The 16,178-nt window shown below is 72.3% G+C and carries 13 protein-coding genes; 9 read left to right on the top strand and 4 right to left on the bottom strand.

Translation table 11 applies throughout. The features are described from left to right. Window positions 1-8: 8 nt before the first annotated feature. From AB0G28_RS12290 to AB0G28_RS12300, 3 genes are all read right to left on the bottom strand, one after another. Complete coding sequence (locus AB0G28_RS12290; protein ID WP_361086927.1) at window positions 9-905, bottom strand: DUF4231 domain-containing protein; 897 nt, start codon at window positions 903-905, stop codon at window positions 9-11. A 513-nt stretch (window positions 906-1,418) separates the two neighbouring features. Next, window positions 1,419-4,466: a BTAD domain-containing putative transcriptional regulator gene (locus AB0G28_RS12295; RefSeq protein WP_361086930.1), complete on the bottom strand. Its 3,048-nt coding sequence runs from the start codon at window positions 4,464-4,466 to the stop codon at window positions 1,419-1,421. Window positions 4,467-4,619: 153 nt separating this feature from the next. After that, entirely contained in the window at window positions 4,620-5,108 is a 489-nt protein-coding gene (locus AB0G28_RS12300; protein ID WP_361086932.1) for a hypothetical protein, read from the bottom strand. A 219-nt stretch (window positions 5,109-5,327) separates the two neighbouring features. Here AB0G28_RS12300 and AB0G28_RS12305 point away from each other — a divergent pair, with 219 nt between their 5' ends. From AB0G28_RS12305 to AB0G28_RS12315, 3 genes are all read left to right on the top strand, one after another. Next, window positions 5,328-6,689 carry a M14 family zinc carboxypeptidase gene (locus AB0G28_RS12305; RefSeq protein ID WP_361086935.1) on the top strand — a complete coding sequence of 454 codons (1,362 nt, stop codon included), beginning with the start codon at window positions 5,328-5,330 and terminating at the stop codon, window positions 6,687-6,689. A gap of 76 nt (window positions 6,690-6,765) precedes the next feature. Beyond that, the gene (locus AB0G28_RS12310) at window positions 6,766-8,016 is read left to right on the top strand and encodes a sulfite oxidase (protein WP_361086938.1); all 1,251 of its coding nucleotides are present in this window, start codon (window positions 6,766-6,768) and stop codon (window positions 8,014-8,016) included. A gap of 5 nt (window positions 8,017-8,021) precedes the next feature. After that, a complete protein-coding gene (locus AB0G28_RS12315) occupies window positions 8,022-8,201 on the top strand; it encodes a hypothetical protein (RefSeq protein WP_361086941.1) in 180 nt (59 codons plus the stop codon). A gap of 187 nt (window positions 8,202-8,388) precedes the next feature. On the opposite strand, the gene AB0G28_RS12320 is transcribed toward AB0G28_RS12315, so the two are convergent. Beyond that, window positions 8,389-9,045, bottom strand: a complete 657-nt coding sequence (locus AB0G28_RS12320) for a TetR/AcrR family transcriptional regulator (protein ID WP_361086944.1) — start codon at window positions 9,043-9,045, stop codon at window positions 8,389-8,391. Between the two features lie 133 nt (window positions 9,046-9,178). Between AB0G28_RS12320 and AB0G28_RS12325 the strand changes: the two genes are divergently transcribed. The 6 genes from AB0G28_RS12325 (at window position 9,179) to AB0G28_RS12350 (ending at window position 16,169) form a co-directional block, all read left to right on the top strand. Then, window positions 9,179-10,303, top strand: a complete 1,125-nt coding sequence (locus tag AB0G28_RS12325; protein ID WP_361086947.1) for a VOC family protein — start codon at window positions 9,179-9,181, stop codon at window positions 10,301-10,303. A gap of 73 nt (window positions 10,304-10,376) precedes the next feature. Further along, window positions 10,377-11,306, top strand: coding sequence for a fumarylacetoacetate hydrolase family protein (locus tag AB0G28_RS12330; RefSeq protein WP_361086950.1), 930 nt, complete (start codon window positions 10,377-10,379; stop codon window positions 11,304-11,306). Beyond that, window positions 11,303-13,180, top strand: coding sequence for an acyl-CoA synthetase (locus tag AB0G28_RS12335; RefSeq protein WP_361086953.1), 1,878 nt, complete (start codon window positions 11,303-11,305; stop codon window positions 13,178-13,180). The genes AB0G28_RS12330 and AB0G28_RS12335 overlap by 4 nt, the downstream gene beginning before the upstream one ends. Further along, window positions 13,177-13,518 (top strand): DoxX family protein, encoded by a 342-nt coding sequence (locus tag AB0G28_RS12340; protein WP_361086956.1) that lies wholly within the window; start codon window positions 13,177-13,179, stop codon window positions 13,516-13,518. The genes AB0G28_RS12335 and AB0G28_RS12340 overlap by 4 nt, the downstream gene beginning before the upstream one ends. Then, window positions 13,515-14,975: a bifunctional 3-(3-hydroxy-phenyl)propionate/3-hydroxycinnamic acid hydroxylase gene (locus tag AB0G28_RS12345; RefSeq protein WP_361086958.1), complete on the top strand. Its 1,461-nt coding sequence runs from the start codon at window positions 13,515-13,517 to the stop codon at window positions 14,973-14,975. Before AB0G28_RS12340 ends, AB0G28_RS12345 begins: the two co-directional genes overlap by 4 nt. Window positions 14,976-14,984: 9 nt before the next feature. After that, a complete protein-coding gene (locus AB0G28_RS12350; RefSeq protein ID WP_361086961.1) occupies window positions 14,985-16,169 on the top strand; it encodes a cytochrome P450 in 1,185 nt (394 codons plus the stop codon). Window positions 16,170-16,178: the final 9 nt, after the last annotated feature.

Genomic DNA, 16,178 nt, shown 5'->3' on the forward strand with positions numbered 1-16,178 from the left:
CGCTCGGCTCAGGACGTGGCCTGGGAACGGGATGCCCGCCACATGATGTGCTCGCGGCTGATGGCCTCCTCCGCGTCGGCCACTTCGGCCGCCCAGCTCGCCTCGTCGGTCTCCAGCCCCAGGCGGTCCTCCACGATGCGCAGCTCCATGGCGGCATACGCATAGGCGCGAGCCAGTGTCGCGTATTGCTTCGCACCTGCCCAGGCCGCCGCGGCGGCGATCAACGCGCTGGCGACGCCGGCGAGGTCGAAGGAGACGAACCCGAACGCGCGGGCGAAGGCGGCGACAATGCCGACAGCGGTGATGACGTAGAGGATCTTCCGCGACGTGCGAGCGTGGTGGTCGTTGACTTCGGCCCGGTTCTCGTACCAGGTTCGTTGGTCCTGGATGCGACCGCTGATGTAGGCGGCTCGGCGAGCCGGAAGGTCCGCGGCGCGCAGTTCCCGCATCGCGTCGGTGACGCTGGGGCCGCGGGGTGCGGGGATTTCGCTGGTGGGACCGTCCTTGAGCAGCGTTTCGGTCTGGTCGATGAAGCGCCGGGCCACCGCGACCTCGTCCGTGCCGAGCGGGAAGGGGAGCCCGCCGACGGCGTAGCGCCATCCCATGCTCTTCGCGGACTCGGCGAGGGCACGACCGTCGTACCACCGGATTTCCGGGGAGTCGGCGCGGAAGGCGAGTTCGATGAGCAGGATCGCGAGCAGGGCCACCCCGGTGGTCACGGCCATGACGTCGACAGCGCCGATGCGCACGGTGAAAGCTCCGCCCGCGGCGGCGACGATCGCGAGCACCAGCCGGGCCCACAGGCCCCGGAGGTGGTCCCGTTGCCCGCGGAGGGACATTTGGTCGGCGACGTGGAACAGCCCGGGCAAGCCGGCCGCGGACAGCGACTTACGGCCTGGCGTCATCCGTTGTCCGTCCGCGGCCGGGCCGGCGCGGCGCACCCAGTGGGCATGGCACTCCTCAGGGACGGTGTGCGCGACGGACGAGCGTCGCATGAGGTTATCGACGCGGCGCGGCCGGAGCGTTACTCCTCCGGAGCGGGCTCGAAGTCGTTACCACTCTGGCTGTTCGTGCTTCGCGTAATCCGGACCGCCGTTCCTCGCCGCCCTGCGGATCGCCTCACGGCCACCGTGATCGGCGACGCCGCGCACGGCGTCCCGTCGGTGGCGGCATGACGCTGGAGGACGCCGTGGGTTCAATGTTTCCTCAACCCCGACCGGCGACGCTGTGGCTCCTGCATCGACCAACGGGAGGTACGTCATGAGGTTTGGCAAGGCGTGGGTCCGGCGGGTGGTGGCGGCCGTGGTGGCGGCGCTCGCGATCGTCGGGGGGAACGCCGTCGTGTCCGCGTGGGCCGGCGACGCCGGTGCGTCGGCGAGTTCCTGGCCTGTTCCGGTCGGTTCGCCCACACCGACCCATCACGGGCACCGGCCGGCCTGACCCAGGCGGGACAGCCACAGCCGGCCGCCGGTGGAGGCGAAGGCCTCGGCCGCGCGGCCGGCGTGCCGGGCCGCGGCGGTGGGGTCACCTCGGTGTCGGTGCACGTCGGCGAGGACGGCTTCCGCGTAGCCGGCCAGCAGGCGGTATCCCGCCTCCGAGGCCCGGGAGACCGCGCGTGTGGCGTGGGCGGCCGCGTCGTCCGGACGTCCGAGGGCCAGCATCGCGTCCGCGAGACCCGTGAGGGCTTCGGTTTCGCCGCGGCGGTCGTCGGTCGTGCCGCTCAGCGTCAACGCCCGCGTGTGGTGTTCGACGGCTTCGGCGGATCGCGCGAGCCGGTGGCTGATCGAGCCGAGCACGTTCAGCGCGCTGGTTTCGATGCGGCGGCCGCCGATCCGGCGCGCCAGTTCGAGTGCCTCGCCGGCGCGCTCGCGGGCTTCGGTGGCCTTCCCGGTGTCCCGGAGCACGGCCGCCATGGCGACCAGCGCGTTCGCTTCATCTGCCTCGTCGCCGATAGCCCTGGCCAGTGCCAGCGCTTCGGTGACGTCGGCCAGCGCCTGCTCCGGCAGGCCGAGGTCGAGGCGGACGCAGCCCAGGTTGATCAGGGAGTTAGCGATCGCCACTGGCGATTCGTGCAGGTCGAGAGCCTCGGTGAAGTGCGCTTGCGCCTCGGCGAGCGCGCCCTGCTCCCAGTCGAGGTTGCCCAGGTTGCTCAACGTCACCGCGCGGCGCCCCTTCTCCTGGTGCAGGTCCAGCGCGCAGGTGTAGTTCTCGCGGGCCAGGGCGAGTTCGCCCCGCTCGAGGTTGACGCTGGCCAGGTTGCCCAGGATCGTGGCTTGCCCGTCTGCCCACCCGGCGGTCCGGGCGTTCCCGAGAGCCTGGGCGTAGTTCGCCATCGCTTCCGTGTGCTGCCCGCCGGTCCAGTGCACGTCGGCGATGCTGAGCAGGGCCGCGGCCTCGGCCGTCCGGTTCCCGTCCGCCCGTGCGGCGGCCAGTGCCGCGCGGGCGGCGGCCAGCCAGTCGCCCGCGCACCGGCGCAGCCAGAAGTACCCGCGTAGCGTGTCGGCGAGCTCCCAGGCCGCACGCCGTGGTCCGTGGCTCGCGGTGTGTTCCACGAGGGCGACCAGGCCGGCCCGCTCAGCATCCAGCCAGGCCAGTGCTTCGGCGTGGTCGGGGAACACCTCGCGGCCGGGCCGGTCGCCGGGCAGCCGGAGCATGTGCGGGTAGAGCACGACCGCCGCCGAGCCGGCCGCTTCCAGCGCGGCCGCGATGAGGCGGTCCTGCGCGGCCGTGCGGTCCGCGTCGGTCCGGGCCAGTTCGGCGGCGAACAGCTTGAGCAGGTCGTGGCACCGGTACCGCCCGGCGCCCCCGGGTTCGACCAGGTGCGCGGCCGACAGCGTTTCGAGCACGCGGGCCGCTTCGCCGTCCGAGGTGGGCACGAGCACAGCGACCGAGGCCGCGGTGAAGTCGGGGCCGGGGACGAGCCCGATCCGGCGGAACGCCAGCCTCGCTTCGGGCTCGAGTGCCGCGTAGGACAGCTCGAAGGCGGAGCGGACGGCCGCCTCCCGGTCCCCGTCGACCTGGAGCGCGTCCAGGCGGTTGCCCATCTTCAGCTCGCGGACGTGCTCGGCGATGCGCCGGTGGGGGAGGTTCGCCAGGTTCGCCGCGGCGATCCGCAGCGCCAATGGCAGATGGGTGCACAGTTCGGCGAGTTCGGCGGCGGCTTCCGGCTCCTGGGCGACGCGCTGCGCGCCGAGCAGCCTGCTCAACAGGTCGAGTGCGGTCGGCGGATCCAGGACGTCCAGGGTGAGCCGGCGGGCGCCTTCCTTCGCCATCAGCCCGCCGAGCCGGTTGCGGCTGGTGATCACGACCGTGCAGCCGGGGTCGCCGGGCAGCAGCGGGCGCACCTGCTCGGGGCTGCGGGCGTCGTCCAGCACGACGAGCACGCGGCGTTCGGCGAGCACGCTGCGGTACAACGCCGCGGCTTCGTCGACGTCCAGTGGCAGCCGGTCGGGCGGCACCCCCAAGGCCCGCAGGAACTGCGCGAGCGCGCTGAGCGGGGGCAGCGGCGGTCCGGGGGCGTGGCCGCGCAGGTTCACGAACAGCTGGCCGCCCGGGAACCGCCCGGCCGCCTGCCGCGCCCAGTGCACCGCCAGCGCCGTCTTCCCCGTCCCGGCGGTGCCGTCGATGGTGACCACGGGGGTGTCCCGGGCCGCGTCGAGCATCGCCAGTTCGCTGTCGCGGCCGGTGAAGCCCACGGTGGACGCGGGGAGCTGCCGAGGCACCGGATGCGGTGCGGCGTGCGGTGGCGGCGGTGCCGCGGCCAAGGCCCGGTCGCTGGTGAGGATCTGCCGTTGCAGTGCCTGGGATTCCGGGCTCGGGTCCAGGCCCAGCTCGTCGGCGAGCAACGTCTGGGCCCTGGCGTAGGCGGCGAGCGCGTCGGCCTGGCGGCCGCAGCGGTACAGCGCGAGGACGAGCTGGCGGGTCACGCGTTCGTCGAGCGGGTGGGCGGTGGCCAGCTCGTGCAGGCCGGCCAGCAGCTCCGCGTGCCCGCCGCGGCCGAGCACGATGTCGTTGCGCCGCAGGAGCGCCTCGAGTCTTTCGTTCTCCAGCGTCGCGCGCAGGTTGAGCAGCCAGTCGCTGGTCGCGTCGGCGAAAGCGGGGCCACGCCAGAGGGCCAGCGCTTCGGCCAGCAAGCCGGGGTCCTCGGCGGCTCGCCCCCGGCCGACGAGGTCGCGGAAGCGATGCAGGTCGATCAGCGCCGGATCAGCCGAGAGGGCGTATCCGCCGGGGCGGCGGTCCAGGGGCGTCCCGGCGGCCGAGAGCACCGTCCTGAGGCGGGTGATGTACCCGGAAAGCACGTTGCGGACGCGGTTGGGCGGATTCTCGCCCCAGACGCGGTCGATCAGCTGCTCGGTCAGCACGGTCCGGTTGACCTCGGTCAGCAGGACCGCCAGGACACAGCGCTGCCGCGGGTGCCCGGTGGGCACGACGCGGCCGTCGACGACGAATTCGACGGGGCCGAGCACCCGGAACTCCATCCACACCCCCGCCCGGCTCCGCTGTGTCCCGGGAGTATCCCGCGGCCGGGGCATTGAGAGAAGGAGCGGGCGGTGGCGGCGCGGGATCCTCGTCCGGGCGACCCCCAGTGCGCCCGGACGAGGAAGCCTCGAACGGCTGGTCTAGTAGCAGTCCACCTTGGTGTACTTGACCGCGATCTTGGACCCGTTCGGCGCCGGGGCGAGGCCGATGAACAGGCAGCGGCCGTTGGGGGCGCTCAGGTTGCTCAGGAACTGGGCGGCCTTGGCGCAGAACGGCCTCAGGAGACCGCCGAACAGCCCTTCGCAGTACTGCCGGACCGTCTGGAGGGGCTTGTTCACCACGGCTTTCCAGAGCGCCTGCGTTTCCGAGGGGCTGAGCATGACACCGCAGGCGTCGTCGACGCACGACGGATGGACCATCGGCCGGACCGCCGCCGCCTCGACCTGCCGCGTGAATTCGGTGGCCTGCTGCGGGGACAACAGCACCTCCGCCGCCACCGCCGGGCGGGCGGGGGCCCCGGCGGCCGACGCCGTCCCGGCCGCGCCCACGATCAGCGTCAGCCCGGCCAGCACGGCGAGCAGTGCCGCCGACACCGCCCGCCCGGCTCTCGCCGTGAGATCTCCGCGCATTTCGTCCTCCTTCGTTCGGGAATCCGGAGTCCGGCGCCCGCTGTGCGCCGGACGGGACGACTGTCGCGAACGGAGGTTGAGGACACTTTGGGGAAACGTTGCGGCGCCGATCGCCTCGGCTGGGCCTCGGTCCCTGTCGATTCCCTACTCCAGTCGGTAACCGGGTGACCCCGTGGCGTCTACCCTTCGGGGCCTGGCCGGCCACTTCAAGGAGGCACCATGCGGAACTCCCGCGCCGCTACCACGGTCGCCGCCGCGCTGCTGCTCGCTGCTGTGGGCCTGGCCACCGGCACGAGCGCCCAGGCGAACACCCCGCCGTCCGGTCACGGCCCGGTCGAGTACCGCGTCCATGGAGCGCTGGCCCGAGCCGCGACGCTGGACGCCGTCGGCCTCGACATCGTCAAGCGCCAGGGCGACGACCTGTTCGTCGTCGGCGACGAGACCACCGGCGCCGAACTGTCCCAGCTCGGCTTCGTCACCGAGGTGAGCAAGCGGTACCCCGCGGCCACTTGGGCCGCCCCGCGGCTGGCACCCGGCGCGGCACCGCAGGACGAGACCTACGACGGCGGCTACCACACGGTCAACGCGCACTACGCGAACATGACCGCCGCCGCGGCCACGCACCCCGATCTCGCCACGGTGGTCAACTACGGCCAGTCGTGGCTGAAGCAGCAGGGGCGTGGCGGCTACGACCTGAAAGCCATCTGCGTCACGAAGAAGGTCAGCGGCGACTGCGCGCTGAACCCGAACTCGGCCAAACCGCGGTTCCTCCTGCAGGCGCAGATCCACGCGCGGGAGATCGCCACGGGTGAGCTCGCCTACAAGTACATCAACTACCTCGTCAGCGGCTACGGCACCGACAGCACGGTGACGAACCTGTTGAACACCACCGAAATCTGGGTCGTCCCGATCGTCAACCCGGACGGCGTCAACATCGTCCAGCAGGGTGGCAACAACCCGGTGCTGCACCGGAAGAACGCCGACTTCACCAGCGCGGACCTCGCGCGCTGCGGCGATTCGGCGGGCAGCCAGCCGGGCGTCGACAACAACCGGAACTTCGGCTACCACTGGCAGAGCAACACCAGCAAGTGCGACCAGACGACGTCGACGTCCACCGGTTCCGCCGACTCGGAGCCGGAAAACAAGGCGCTGGAACAACTCTGGACCCAGCTCTTCGGTGACCACCGCGCCGACGGCCCGTCCGACAAGCCCGACGCGACCGCCCGCGGCACGGCGCTGATGCTGCACAGCTACGCCGGAATCATCATCCTGCCGTGGGAGTACTCGAACACGGTCCACACTCCCAGCGACACCCAGTTCCGCGCGATGGGCAAGGCGATGTCGGCGTTCTCCGGCTACCCGTACGGCCAGGCCGGCGACCTTCTTTACAACGCCGCCGGCGGCTCGGACGACTACGCCTACGGCAAGCTCGGCATCGCGTCGTTCACGATCGAACTCGAAGGCCCCGGCGCGTGCGACGGCTTCACGCCGAGTTACTCGTGCGTGAACAGCACCTTCTGGCCGTACATGGTCAAGACGTTCAACTACCTCGCGAGCAAGGCCCCCTCGCCGTACAAGTGAGGGCGTCCGGTGCGGGCTCTTGTTCCGCTGTGTGGACGTGCTGGCCGTCCGGGAACGGGATCCTGAGAATGCCCGCATGACCGGGGTGACCGAAGAGACCGCCTACGACGGGGTGCGCCTCGCGCAGTGGCAGGCGGGGGAGGCGCGCATGCCGGGGCTGAGCCGGCGCGGCCTGCTGCGGCTGACGGCGGCCGGGGGTTTCGCGCTGACCGCGGCCGGAGCGGCGACGGGCACGGCGTCGGCGGCGGGCCCGATCGTGAAGCCGCTGCCGCCGGAATGGTTCGACGTGTACGGCAGCAACGCCGAGACGCGCTGGGAAGCCATGAGCGGGCAGGGCTACCTGACGCCGGTCGACCGGTTCTTCGTCCGCGACCACACCTCGACGCCGGTGGTCGACGCCGCCACCTGGCGGCTGAAGGTGTTCGGCACCGGGCTGCGGGGCGGTCCGGTCGAGTTCACCTACCGGGAGCTGCGCGCGCTGCCGTCCGAGACGATCACCGCGTTCATCGAATGCGCGGGCAACGGGCGAAGTTTCTTCACCAGCCAGCAGGGGCAGACCGTCAGCGGAACGGCGTGGCAGCTCGGCGCGGTCGGGATGGCGCGCTGGCGTGGCGTCCGGCTCGCGACAGTGCTCGCCCGCGCCGGGCTGTCCCGCCACGCCGTGGACGTGCTCCCGGAAGGCCTCGACCCGGACTACGTCACGGGCGGGGTGAACCTCGGCAAGGTGCGGCGGCCGCTGCCGGTGGGCAAGGCGCTGCAGGACGTCTTGCTGGCGTACGAGATGAACGGGCAGCCGCTGCCGCCCGACCACGGCTTTCCGGTGCGGCTCGTGGTGCCGTCGTGGGCCGGGATCTCGTCGATCAAGTGGCTGGGCCGGATCGAGGTGTCGGCGGAACCGCTGGTGTCGCCGTGGAGCACGCAGTACTACCGGCTGCTGGGCCCGGACTACCCGGCCGAGGGCACGCTCGTCACCGAGCAGGTGGTGAAGAGCGTGTTCGAGCTCCCGTGGGGCGCGACGCTGACGGCCGGGCAGCGACACGTGCTGCGCGGCCGCTCCTGGTCGGGCCACGGCCGGATCCGGCAGGTCGAAGTGAGCACGGACGGCGTCACGTGGCAGCCCGCGAAGCCGATCAGTCCCGCGCTCGACCGCGGCTGGCTGCAGTGGGAGTTCCCGTGGCGTCCGCGCACGGCCGGGGCGTACACGTTGCGAGCGCGCGCCACCGACGTCACCGGGCTGCGGCAGCCGGACGTCGCGCCGTACAACACGCAGGGCTACCTGTTCGGCGCGGTCGTCCGGCACCCGGTCACGGTCGGTACCGCACGATGAAACGGATGGTTCGCGCGCTCGCCCGGGCGTTGACGGGCTTCGGCTGGGTGCTGGTGGCGCCGGTTCCGCCGTTCGAACCCGGGATGGCGGTGCCGGTGCCACGGCCGATGGCCGACGTCCCGCGGGTGCCGCTGTCGCGCCAGGAGCGGGAAACCTTCCGGCGAATCGTCTCGGGATGCCGGTGAGGTAAGCGTGGTCTCGAAGCTGTAGCGGCTGCTCGCGTTGCCGCCCCACTGTGAGACCGGGGTGCCGGGTGCGGCGACGAGCGCGGGATCGCCGCCGTCCATCCCGGAGATGCCGCGACTGATCGCGTGCCGGGCCATTCGCCACGGCAGCGAGGGTTTCTTTCCTCGAAGCCGGGGCGCTGTGTGCTCAGGCGGCGGTGTCCGGACCGGTCGCGATGGTGTCGAGGTCGGGTAGCGGCCGGCTGCAGATCTCGTGGGCTTCGGCCGCGGTGAGGCCGAGCATGCGCAGCAGGTCCTCGGTCACCTGGTCGGTCGTGGCGGCGTCGTCGCGCTCGGGCCGGCGGTGCAGCAGGTGACCGAGGCCGAGTGCGGTCCCGGCCACCGTGACCATGGCGAGTTCGGTGTCGGTGACCGTGAAGCGGCCGGCTCGCACGGCGGCCTCGATGTCGCGGCGGGCGCGGGGAGCGAGCCCGCTCTCCGAGGCGGCGAGTTCGAGGCCGTGGTGCAGCAGCACCTTGCTGAGTTCGGGATGCCGCCGGTGCAGGCGCCCGGTCAGCCGGAAGCTCTGCGCGAAGACCTGTGCCGGGTCGTCCAGGCCGGTGGTCAGCTCGTCCAGCAGGGCGCCGTGGACGTCGAGGGCGTCCTCGACCGCTGCCTGGTAGAGCTGCTCCTTCGTCTCGAAGTGGTTGTAGAACGACCCCATCCCGACGTCCGCGGCCTGGGTGATCTCCAGGATCGGCACCGCGGTCTTCCCCTCGGCGATGAGTGCCTGGGCTGCCCGGACCAGGGCGGCGCGGGTGCGCGCCTTGCGCCGTTCCAGCCGGCTCGGAGCGTGCTCCGGCATCCCCTGCTCCCGTCTTCGCTGGTCGTCGCCGCATCGTAGCCCATCGCGTCACTGATGAGGAAATCGTCAGAAACTCTTGACTGATGAGTTGCTCGTAACTGACGATGTCGTCAACATGATGGAGGGAGCAGCCGTGGGAGATCCGCACAGCGGGCTGCACAGCGAGCACGGCGCGCTCGCGGGGGAGCACCCCGGCCGGGCGGCGAACCCGGTGATCAAGGTGCACGACCTGGCGTGGCTCGAGTTCGAGAAGCCGGACCTGAAGCGCGCGGAGGTGTTCGCCCGGGCCTTCGGGTTCACCACCGTGCTCAGCACCGGCCGCGAACTGCACCTGCGCGGCACCGACCCCGGGGCGCCCTGCGTGCTCATCCGCAAGGGCGTCCGGTCGAAGTTCCTGGGGCCGGCGTTCCTGGCCGCCACCCCGGGCGACGTCCTGCGGCTGGCCGAGGCCACCGGCCGGCCGGTGAACCGGCTGCCGGAGGCCCTGGGCGGCGTCGTCGTGGACCTGCCCGACCCGAGCGGCCTGCGGGTCCGGGTCGTCTCGGACACCCACGAACTTCCCGCGCTACCGCCGCAGGAGCCGCACCTGCTCAACTTCGGCCACGAGGTCCGGCGGGTCAACGCCACGCAACGCCCGCCCCGGGCCCCGGCGCGGGTGCAGCGGCTCGGGCACGTGGTGCTGCAGACGACCCGCTACCGCGAGGCGCTGGACTGGTACCTGGACCACCTGGGCCTGATCGTCAGCGACTTCCTGTACCACCCCGGGCAGCGCGAGCGCGGGCCGGTGATGAGCTTCATCCGGTGCGACCGGGGTGCCACCCCGGCCGACCACCACACGCTGGCCATGGTGCTCGGTCCGGCCGACCGCTACGTGCACTCCGCCTACCAGGTCGCCGACCTCGACGCGCTGGCCGCCGGTGGGGAGTACCTGCGCGAGCACGGCTACCACCATTCGTGGGGCATCGGCCGGCACATCGAGGGCAGCCAGCTCTTCGACTACTGGCGTGACCCGGACGGGTTCATGGTCGAGCACTTCAGCGACGGCGACCTGTTCGACAACACCCTCGAGCCCGGCTGGGGGCCGCTGACCGCCTCCGGGCTGGCCCAGTGGGGGCCGCCGGCCACCGCCGACTTCCTCGGCGTGAAGCCCGGCAAGGAGTCCCTGCGCGAACTGCGCGCCCTGTTCTCCGCACTGCGGGAAGACAACGAATTCGACGCCCGGCGCCTGCTGGGCCTGCTGAAGGTGGCCCGTTCATGAACGAGCTTGCGAGTGAATCATTCAACACTGCGCTTCCGGCTCAGGTGGCACCGAGCGCCAGCGAGGTGTGCGCATGAGCTTGACCGTCCTGCGCACCGCCGACGGCTGGTACGTCGCCACTCCGTCGGGGGCGGCGAAGATTCCCACGGCCGCGGCGACCACCGCCGAACTGCTCGCCGACCGTGCGGCGATCTCCGGCGCAGCCACGGACACCGTGCCGGTGGCCTCGCTCGACCTCGTCTCCCCGGTCACCGCGCCCTGCCGCGTGGTCGCCCAGATGACCAACTTCGCTTCGCACGTCACGGACGCCGGGATGGACCCGCGGACGGTGCCGTTGACGTTCTTCCGCAAGGCGTCCGGGTCGATCAGCGGCCCGTTCGACGACGTCGTCAAACCGGCGCACGTGCGCCTGCTCGACTACGAGGTGGAGATCGGGCTGGTCATCGGCCGGGCGATCCCGGTCGGCAGCGAGATCAGCGACCCGGCGGAGTGCGTCGCGGGCCTGGTCGTGACCAACGACGTGTCCGCCCGCGACATCCAGCTGCCGCAAACCCAGTTCTACGAGGCCAAGTCGTACCCGACGTTCACCCCGGCCGGGCCCGCCCTGGTGCTCCTGGAGAGCAACGAGCTGAAGCGGTTCGCCGACCTGCGGCTGCGGCTGTCGGTCAACGGCACGGTCCGCCAGAACGCGGTCGTCGGCGACGACATGATCTACCGCCCGCTCGAGGCCCTGCGGGCGTTGGCCCGGTTCCAGCGGCTGGATCCCGGCGATCTGGTGCTGACCGGGACTCCGGCCGGTACCGCGCTGTCGGCGCCGCCGAAAGCCGTGGAGAAGATCGCCGCGCTGCTGCCGCCGGCACTGAAGTGGAAGCTGTTCTTCAAGGGGCAGGCGAAAAACCCGAAGTACCTGGCCGACGGCGACGTCGTCGAGGCTTCGGTCGCCACGGACGACGGTGCCCTGGATCTGGGCACCCAGCGCACGATCGTGAGGTACCGGCGATGACCGGTGCTTCCCTGTGGCCGTCCTGCGCCGGGCCGGCCGACCTGGCCGCGATCGAGGCCGTCCCGCTTGCCGAACGAGGCCTGCCGGAGTCGACGTACGCCCTGCTCCTGCGGGCCGCCGGGTGGTGGCCGGATCGCCCGGCCACGACCGTGCTGCCCGAGGCCGCGCGGTGGCGTGAGCCCGTCCGGCGCACGTTCGCCGAGCTGCTCGCCGATGTCCACCGCTACGCGAACCTGCTGCGGGATCTCGGCGTCCGGCGCGGTGACGCCGTCGCGCTCATGGCGCCGAACTGCGCCGACCTGATTCCGGCGACCCTGGCCGCGCAGCTCGCCGGGATCGCGGCCCCGCTGAACGGCGGCCTGTCCCGCGCCCACCTCGCCGAACTGCTCCGCCTGTCCGGCGCCCGGGTGCTGATCACCGCCGGGCCGGAACTCGCGCCGGAGGTCTGGGACACCGCCCGGACGCTGGCCGCCGAGCTGGACGTCGTCCTCGTGCTGCGCCCGACCGGCGCGGCCGGCGAACCGGCCGCGTTGCCCGCCGTCGAGGGAGTGCGCGTCGGCTACCTCGCCGAGCTGTCCTCCACAATGGACTCTTCCGGTTTCGCTGGTGTGACCCCGGTGGCGTCGGATCTGGCCGCGTTGTTCCACACCGGCGGCACCACCGGAGCGCCGAAGCTGGCCGCGCACACGCACGCCAACGAGGTCGCCGACGCGTGGATGATCGCGGCCAACTCGCTGCTCGACGTCGGCTCGGTCGTCTTCGCCGCGCTGCCGCTGTTCCACGTCAACGCGCTCGTGGTCACGCTGCTCGCGCCGCTGTTCAAGGGGCAGCACGCGGTGTGGGCGGGTCCGCTCGGCTACCGGGAACCCGCCCTGTACGGGGAATTCTGGAAGATCGTCGAGCACCACCGGATCGCCGCGATGAGCGCAGTCCCGACCGTGTACGCGGTGCTCGCGCAGTGCCCGGTCGACGCCGACATCTCCAGCCTGCGTTACGCCATGGTCGGCGCTTCACCACTGCCCGCGGCTGTGCGGGACGGCTTCCAGGCCCACACCGGCGTCACCCTGGTCGAGGGCTACGGGCTGACCGAAGCCACCTGCGCCAGCGCGCGCAGCTTCCCCGACGTCCCGCGCCCCGGCACCGTCGGCCAGCGCCTGCCCTACCAGCGGATGAAGGTCGTCCACCCGGAAACGGGGGAGGAGCTGCCCAGCGGCGAGACCGGGGTACTGGCCATCAGCGGCCCCACGGTGTTCCCCGGCTATGTCGTCGGGCGTGACGAAAACGCGTACGTCCTGGACGGCCTCGGCAAACTCAGCGACGGCTGGCTGAACACCGGTGATCTGGCTCGCCTGGACGCCGACGGGTTCGTGCACCTGGCCGGCCGGGCCAAGGACCTCATCATCCGCGGTGGCCACAACATCGACCCGGCGATGATCGAGGACGCCCTGCTGGCCCACCCGCAGGTGACCGCGGCCGGCGCGGTCGGCCGCCCGGACGAGCACGCCGGCGAGGTGCCGGTCGCCTACGTGACCCTTACACCCGGCGCCACGGCGACCGAGGCCGACCTGCTCGCCTGGGCCGTCGAGCGGGTGCCCGAGCGCGCCGCCGCGCCGAAGGCCGTCACCGTGCTCGACGCACTGCCCGTGACCGACGTCGGCAAGCCCTACAAGCTCGCCCTGCGCGCCGATGCCACCCGCCGCGCGATCACCGAGGCACTGGCGGCATTCGACGGGGTGACCGTCGACGCGGTGATCGAGGACGGAACCGTGGTCGCCGTCGTCACCCTCCTGTCCGAAGTGGACGAACCGAAGGCGGCCGCGGTTCTCGCGCGCTACACCGTCCCTACCCGCCTGACATTCCAAGGAAACTCATGATCGTCCTGTCTGTCCTCGTGGCGGCCGTCTTCCTCCTCTTCGGCGCGGCCAAGCTGTTCGCGCTCGCGCCCATGCGGGAACGCGCCACGCACGCCGGATTCTCCGTCACGGCCTACCGCGGCATCGGCGTGCTGGAGATCGCCGGAGCCGCCGGGCTCCTGCTCGGCTTGGCCGTGCCGGTGCTCGGCGCCCTGGCCGGCACCGGTCTGCTGCTCCTGCTCGCGGGCGCCCTGGTCACGCACGTGCGCAACCGGGACGGCGTCCGCGACCTCGTGCCCGCGCTGGTCTGCGCGGCGCTCGTCGCCGGCTACCTCGTGGCCCTCGGGGTGTCGCCGTGAGGGCGCCCGTCGTCATCGTCGGCGCGGGCCCGACCGGGCTGACCGCCGCGGCGCTGCTCGGCCGGTACGGCGTCGAGTGCCTGGTGCTGGAGCGATGGGAGTCGGTCTACCCGCAGCCCCGCGCGGTGCACCTGGACGACGAGGTGCACCGCATCCTCGGCCGGCTCGGGCTGGCCGGGGCGTTCGCCGCCATCTCCTGGCCCTGTCACGGGCTGCGGCTGCTCGACCCGGACCTGCGGGTGCTGGCGGAGTTCCGCCGTTCGCCGGGCGGCGGCCGCCACGGCTACCCGGAAGCGAACATGTTCGACCAACCCGACCTGGAGCACCTGCTCCGCACCCACCTGGAGACGATCAGCACCGTCACCTTGCGCGGCAACACCGAGGTCACCGGTATCCGGCAGGACCGGACCGGCGTGCGGGTCGAGGTGACCGACCGCGGCACCGGTGCGCGCGAGACGATCCACGCGGACTACGTCCTGGGCTGCGACGGCGCCAACAGCGTCACCCGGACGGCGATCGGCGCGACGATGGCGGACCTCAAGTTCGACCAGCGCTGGCTCGTGGTGGACATCGCCACCACCGCCGACCTCGGCCAGTGGGAAGGCGTGCACCAGGTCTGCGACCCGGCCCGCGCCGCGACCTACATGCGCATCGGGAAGACCCGCCACCGCTGGGAATTCCGGCTGCTGCCGGGGGAGACCGCCGACGACTTCCACCATCCCGACCGGCTGCACCCGCTGATCGCGCCGTGGACCGGAGACATCCCTCCCGGCGAGCTGGAGATCGTCCGCGTCGCCGAGTACACCTTCCGCGCGCGGGTCGCGGACCGGTGGCGCGACCGCCGGGTGTTCCTGCTCGGCGACGCCGCCCACCTCACGCCGCCGTTCATCGGCCAGGGCATGGGCGCCGGCCTGCGCGACGCGGCCAACCTCGCCTGGAAACTCGCCGGTGTCCTCGAGGGAACCCTGCCCGAGACCGTGCTCGGCACCTACGAGGCGGAACGCAAACCGCACGCCCGCGCGATGATCCGGCGGGCGGTGCTGATCGGCAAGGCCATGACCGAAGGCGGCCGGTTCGGCGACCTGATCCGCCGGGTGGTCGCGCCGCACCTGAACGGCCGCGCCCTCGACAGTGCGACGCCGGCACTGCACCGCACGGCCCTGGTCGTCCGGCGCCGTTTCGGGCGGTCCCTGGCGGGCCGGTTGTGCCCCAACGCCCTGCTCGACGACGGAACCCGTTTCGACGACGTCGCGGGTGGCCGCTTCGCCGTCGTCACCACGAGCACGCCGTCGGCGACCGAGCGAGCCGCCATCCGGGAGTCCGGCGCGGTCCTCGTCACCACCCGGCGTTCCGGCGAGCTGCACCGCTGGCTGCGTACCGGCGCGGCCGTCGTCCGCCCGGACGGCACGGTGCTGAGCGCCGGTGACAGCCTCTCCCGGTGCCGGTATCCCCGATAAGGAGCAACGATGCCCCGATCCCGCGAAGTGCCGGTGTACCGGCCGGACATCTATTCGCCGCAAGCGATCCTGGACCCGTACCCGCACTACGCGAACCTGCGCGAACTCGGTCCGGTGGTGTGGCTGCCCAAACACGACGTCTACGCGCTGCCCCGCTACGCCGAATGCAAGGCCGTGCTGCTGGACGACAAGACCTTCGTCTCCGGCGACGGCGTCGCCCTCAATCCCGTCGCCAACCGGCTCTCCCGGGGCACGACCCTCAACAGCGACGGCGAAGACCACGCCCGCCGCCGGGCCCTGGTCGCCCACCGGCTCACCCCCCGGGCGCTGCGCGCGATGAAGGACGTCGTGGAACGCCAGGCGGCCGAGATCGTCGACGCCGCGCTCGCCCGGCGCACCGTCGACGGCGTCGAAGTCGCGGGCGCCCTGCCCGCGGCGGTGGTCCCCGACCTCGTCGGGTGGCCGGCGGAGGGGCGGGAGAACCTGCTGCGGTGGGGCGCGGCCACCTTCGACATCCTGGGTCCCCTGAACGGCCAGGCGGTGCAGGCGGTCCCGGCCGGCCTGGGCATGGCGCGGTTCGCGCACACCGTCGCGAAGCAACGGAAGGTCCTGCCCGGCAGCATGGGAGACGACCTGCTACGCGCGGCCGACGACGGCAAACTCGCCCACGCCGAGTGCCCGGCGCTGATGATCGACTACCTGGCGCCGTCCCTGGACACCACCCTCAGCGCGATCGCGAGCGCCCTGCACCTGTTCGCCACCCACCCCGGCCAGTGGCAGCTCCTCAAGGACGACCCGGGCCTGATCCCCAACGCGGTCAACGAGGTCGTCCGCTACGAATCCCCGTTGCGCGCCTTCAGCCGCAAGGTCGCGCGCGACACCGAGGTGGCCGGCACCGCACTGCCCGCGGGCTCCCGGGTCCTCGTCCTCTACGCCTCCGCCAACCGGGACGCGCTGGAGTGGGAAGACCCCGACACGTTCGACATCCGCCGGGACGCCGCCCGCCAGCTCGGCTTCGGGCACGGCACGCACGGCTGCGCCGGGCAAGGCCTCGCCCGCCTGGAAACCCAGGCGATGCTGCGCGCGCTCGTGGCCCGCGTCGACAAGATCGAGCCGGCCGGGCCACCCGAGTGGGCGCGGAACAACATCATCCACCGCCTCGGGCGGCTCCCGATCGAACTCATCCCGGCCTGAAAGGGGACA

Source organism: Amycolatopsis sp. NPDC021455 (genome assembly GCF_040640995.1).
In the GTDB taxonomy this organism is placed as follows: domain Bacteria; phylum Actinomycetota; class Actinomycetes; order Mycobacteriales; family Pseudonocardiaceae; genus Amycolatopsis.

Coding starts and splice junctions, on each gene's coding strand:
- AB0G28_RS12290 (WP_361086927.1), bottom strand. CDS start 905: ATGACGCCAGGCCGTAAGTCGCTGTCCGCGGCCGGCTTGCCCGGGCTG.
- AB0G28_RS12300 (WP_361086932.1), bottom strand. CDS start 5,108: ATGCGCGGAGATCTCACGGCGAGAGCCGGGCGGGCGGTGTCGGCGGCA.
- AB0G28_RS12305 (WP_361086935.1), top strand. CDS start 5,328: ATGCGGAACTCCCGCGCCGCTACCACGGTCGCCGCCGCGCTGCTGCTC.
- AB0G28_RS12310 (WP_361086938.1), top strand. CDS start 6,766: ATGACCGGGGTGACCGAAGAGACCGCCTACGACGGGGTGCGCCTCGCG.
- AB0G28_RS12315 (WP_361086941.1), top strand. CDS start 8,022: ATGGTTCGCGCGCTCGCCCGGGCGTTGACGGGCTTCGGCTGGGTGCTG.
- AB0G28_RS12320 (WP_361086944.1), bottom strand. CDS start 9,045: ATGCCGGAGCACGCTCCGAGCCGGCTGGAACGGCGCAAGGCGCGCACC.
- AB0G28_RS12330 (WP_361086950.1), top strand. CDS start 10,377: ATGAGCTTGACCGTCCTGCGCACCGCCGACGGCTGGTACGTCGCCACT.
- AB0G28_RS12335 (WP_361086953.1), top strand. CDS start 11,303: ATGACCGGTGCTTCCCTGTGGCCGTCCTGCGCCGGGCCGGCCGACCTG.
- AB0G28_RS12340 (WP_361086956.1), top strand. CDS start 13,177: ATGATCGTCCTGTCTGTCCTCGTGGCGGCCGTCTTCCTCCTCTTCGGC.
- AB0G28_RS12350 (WP_361086961.1), top strand. CDS start 14,985: ATGCCCCGATCCCGCGAAGTGCCGGTGTACCGGCCGGACATCTATTCG.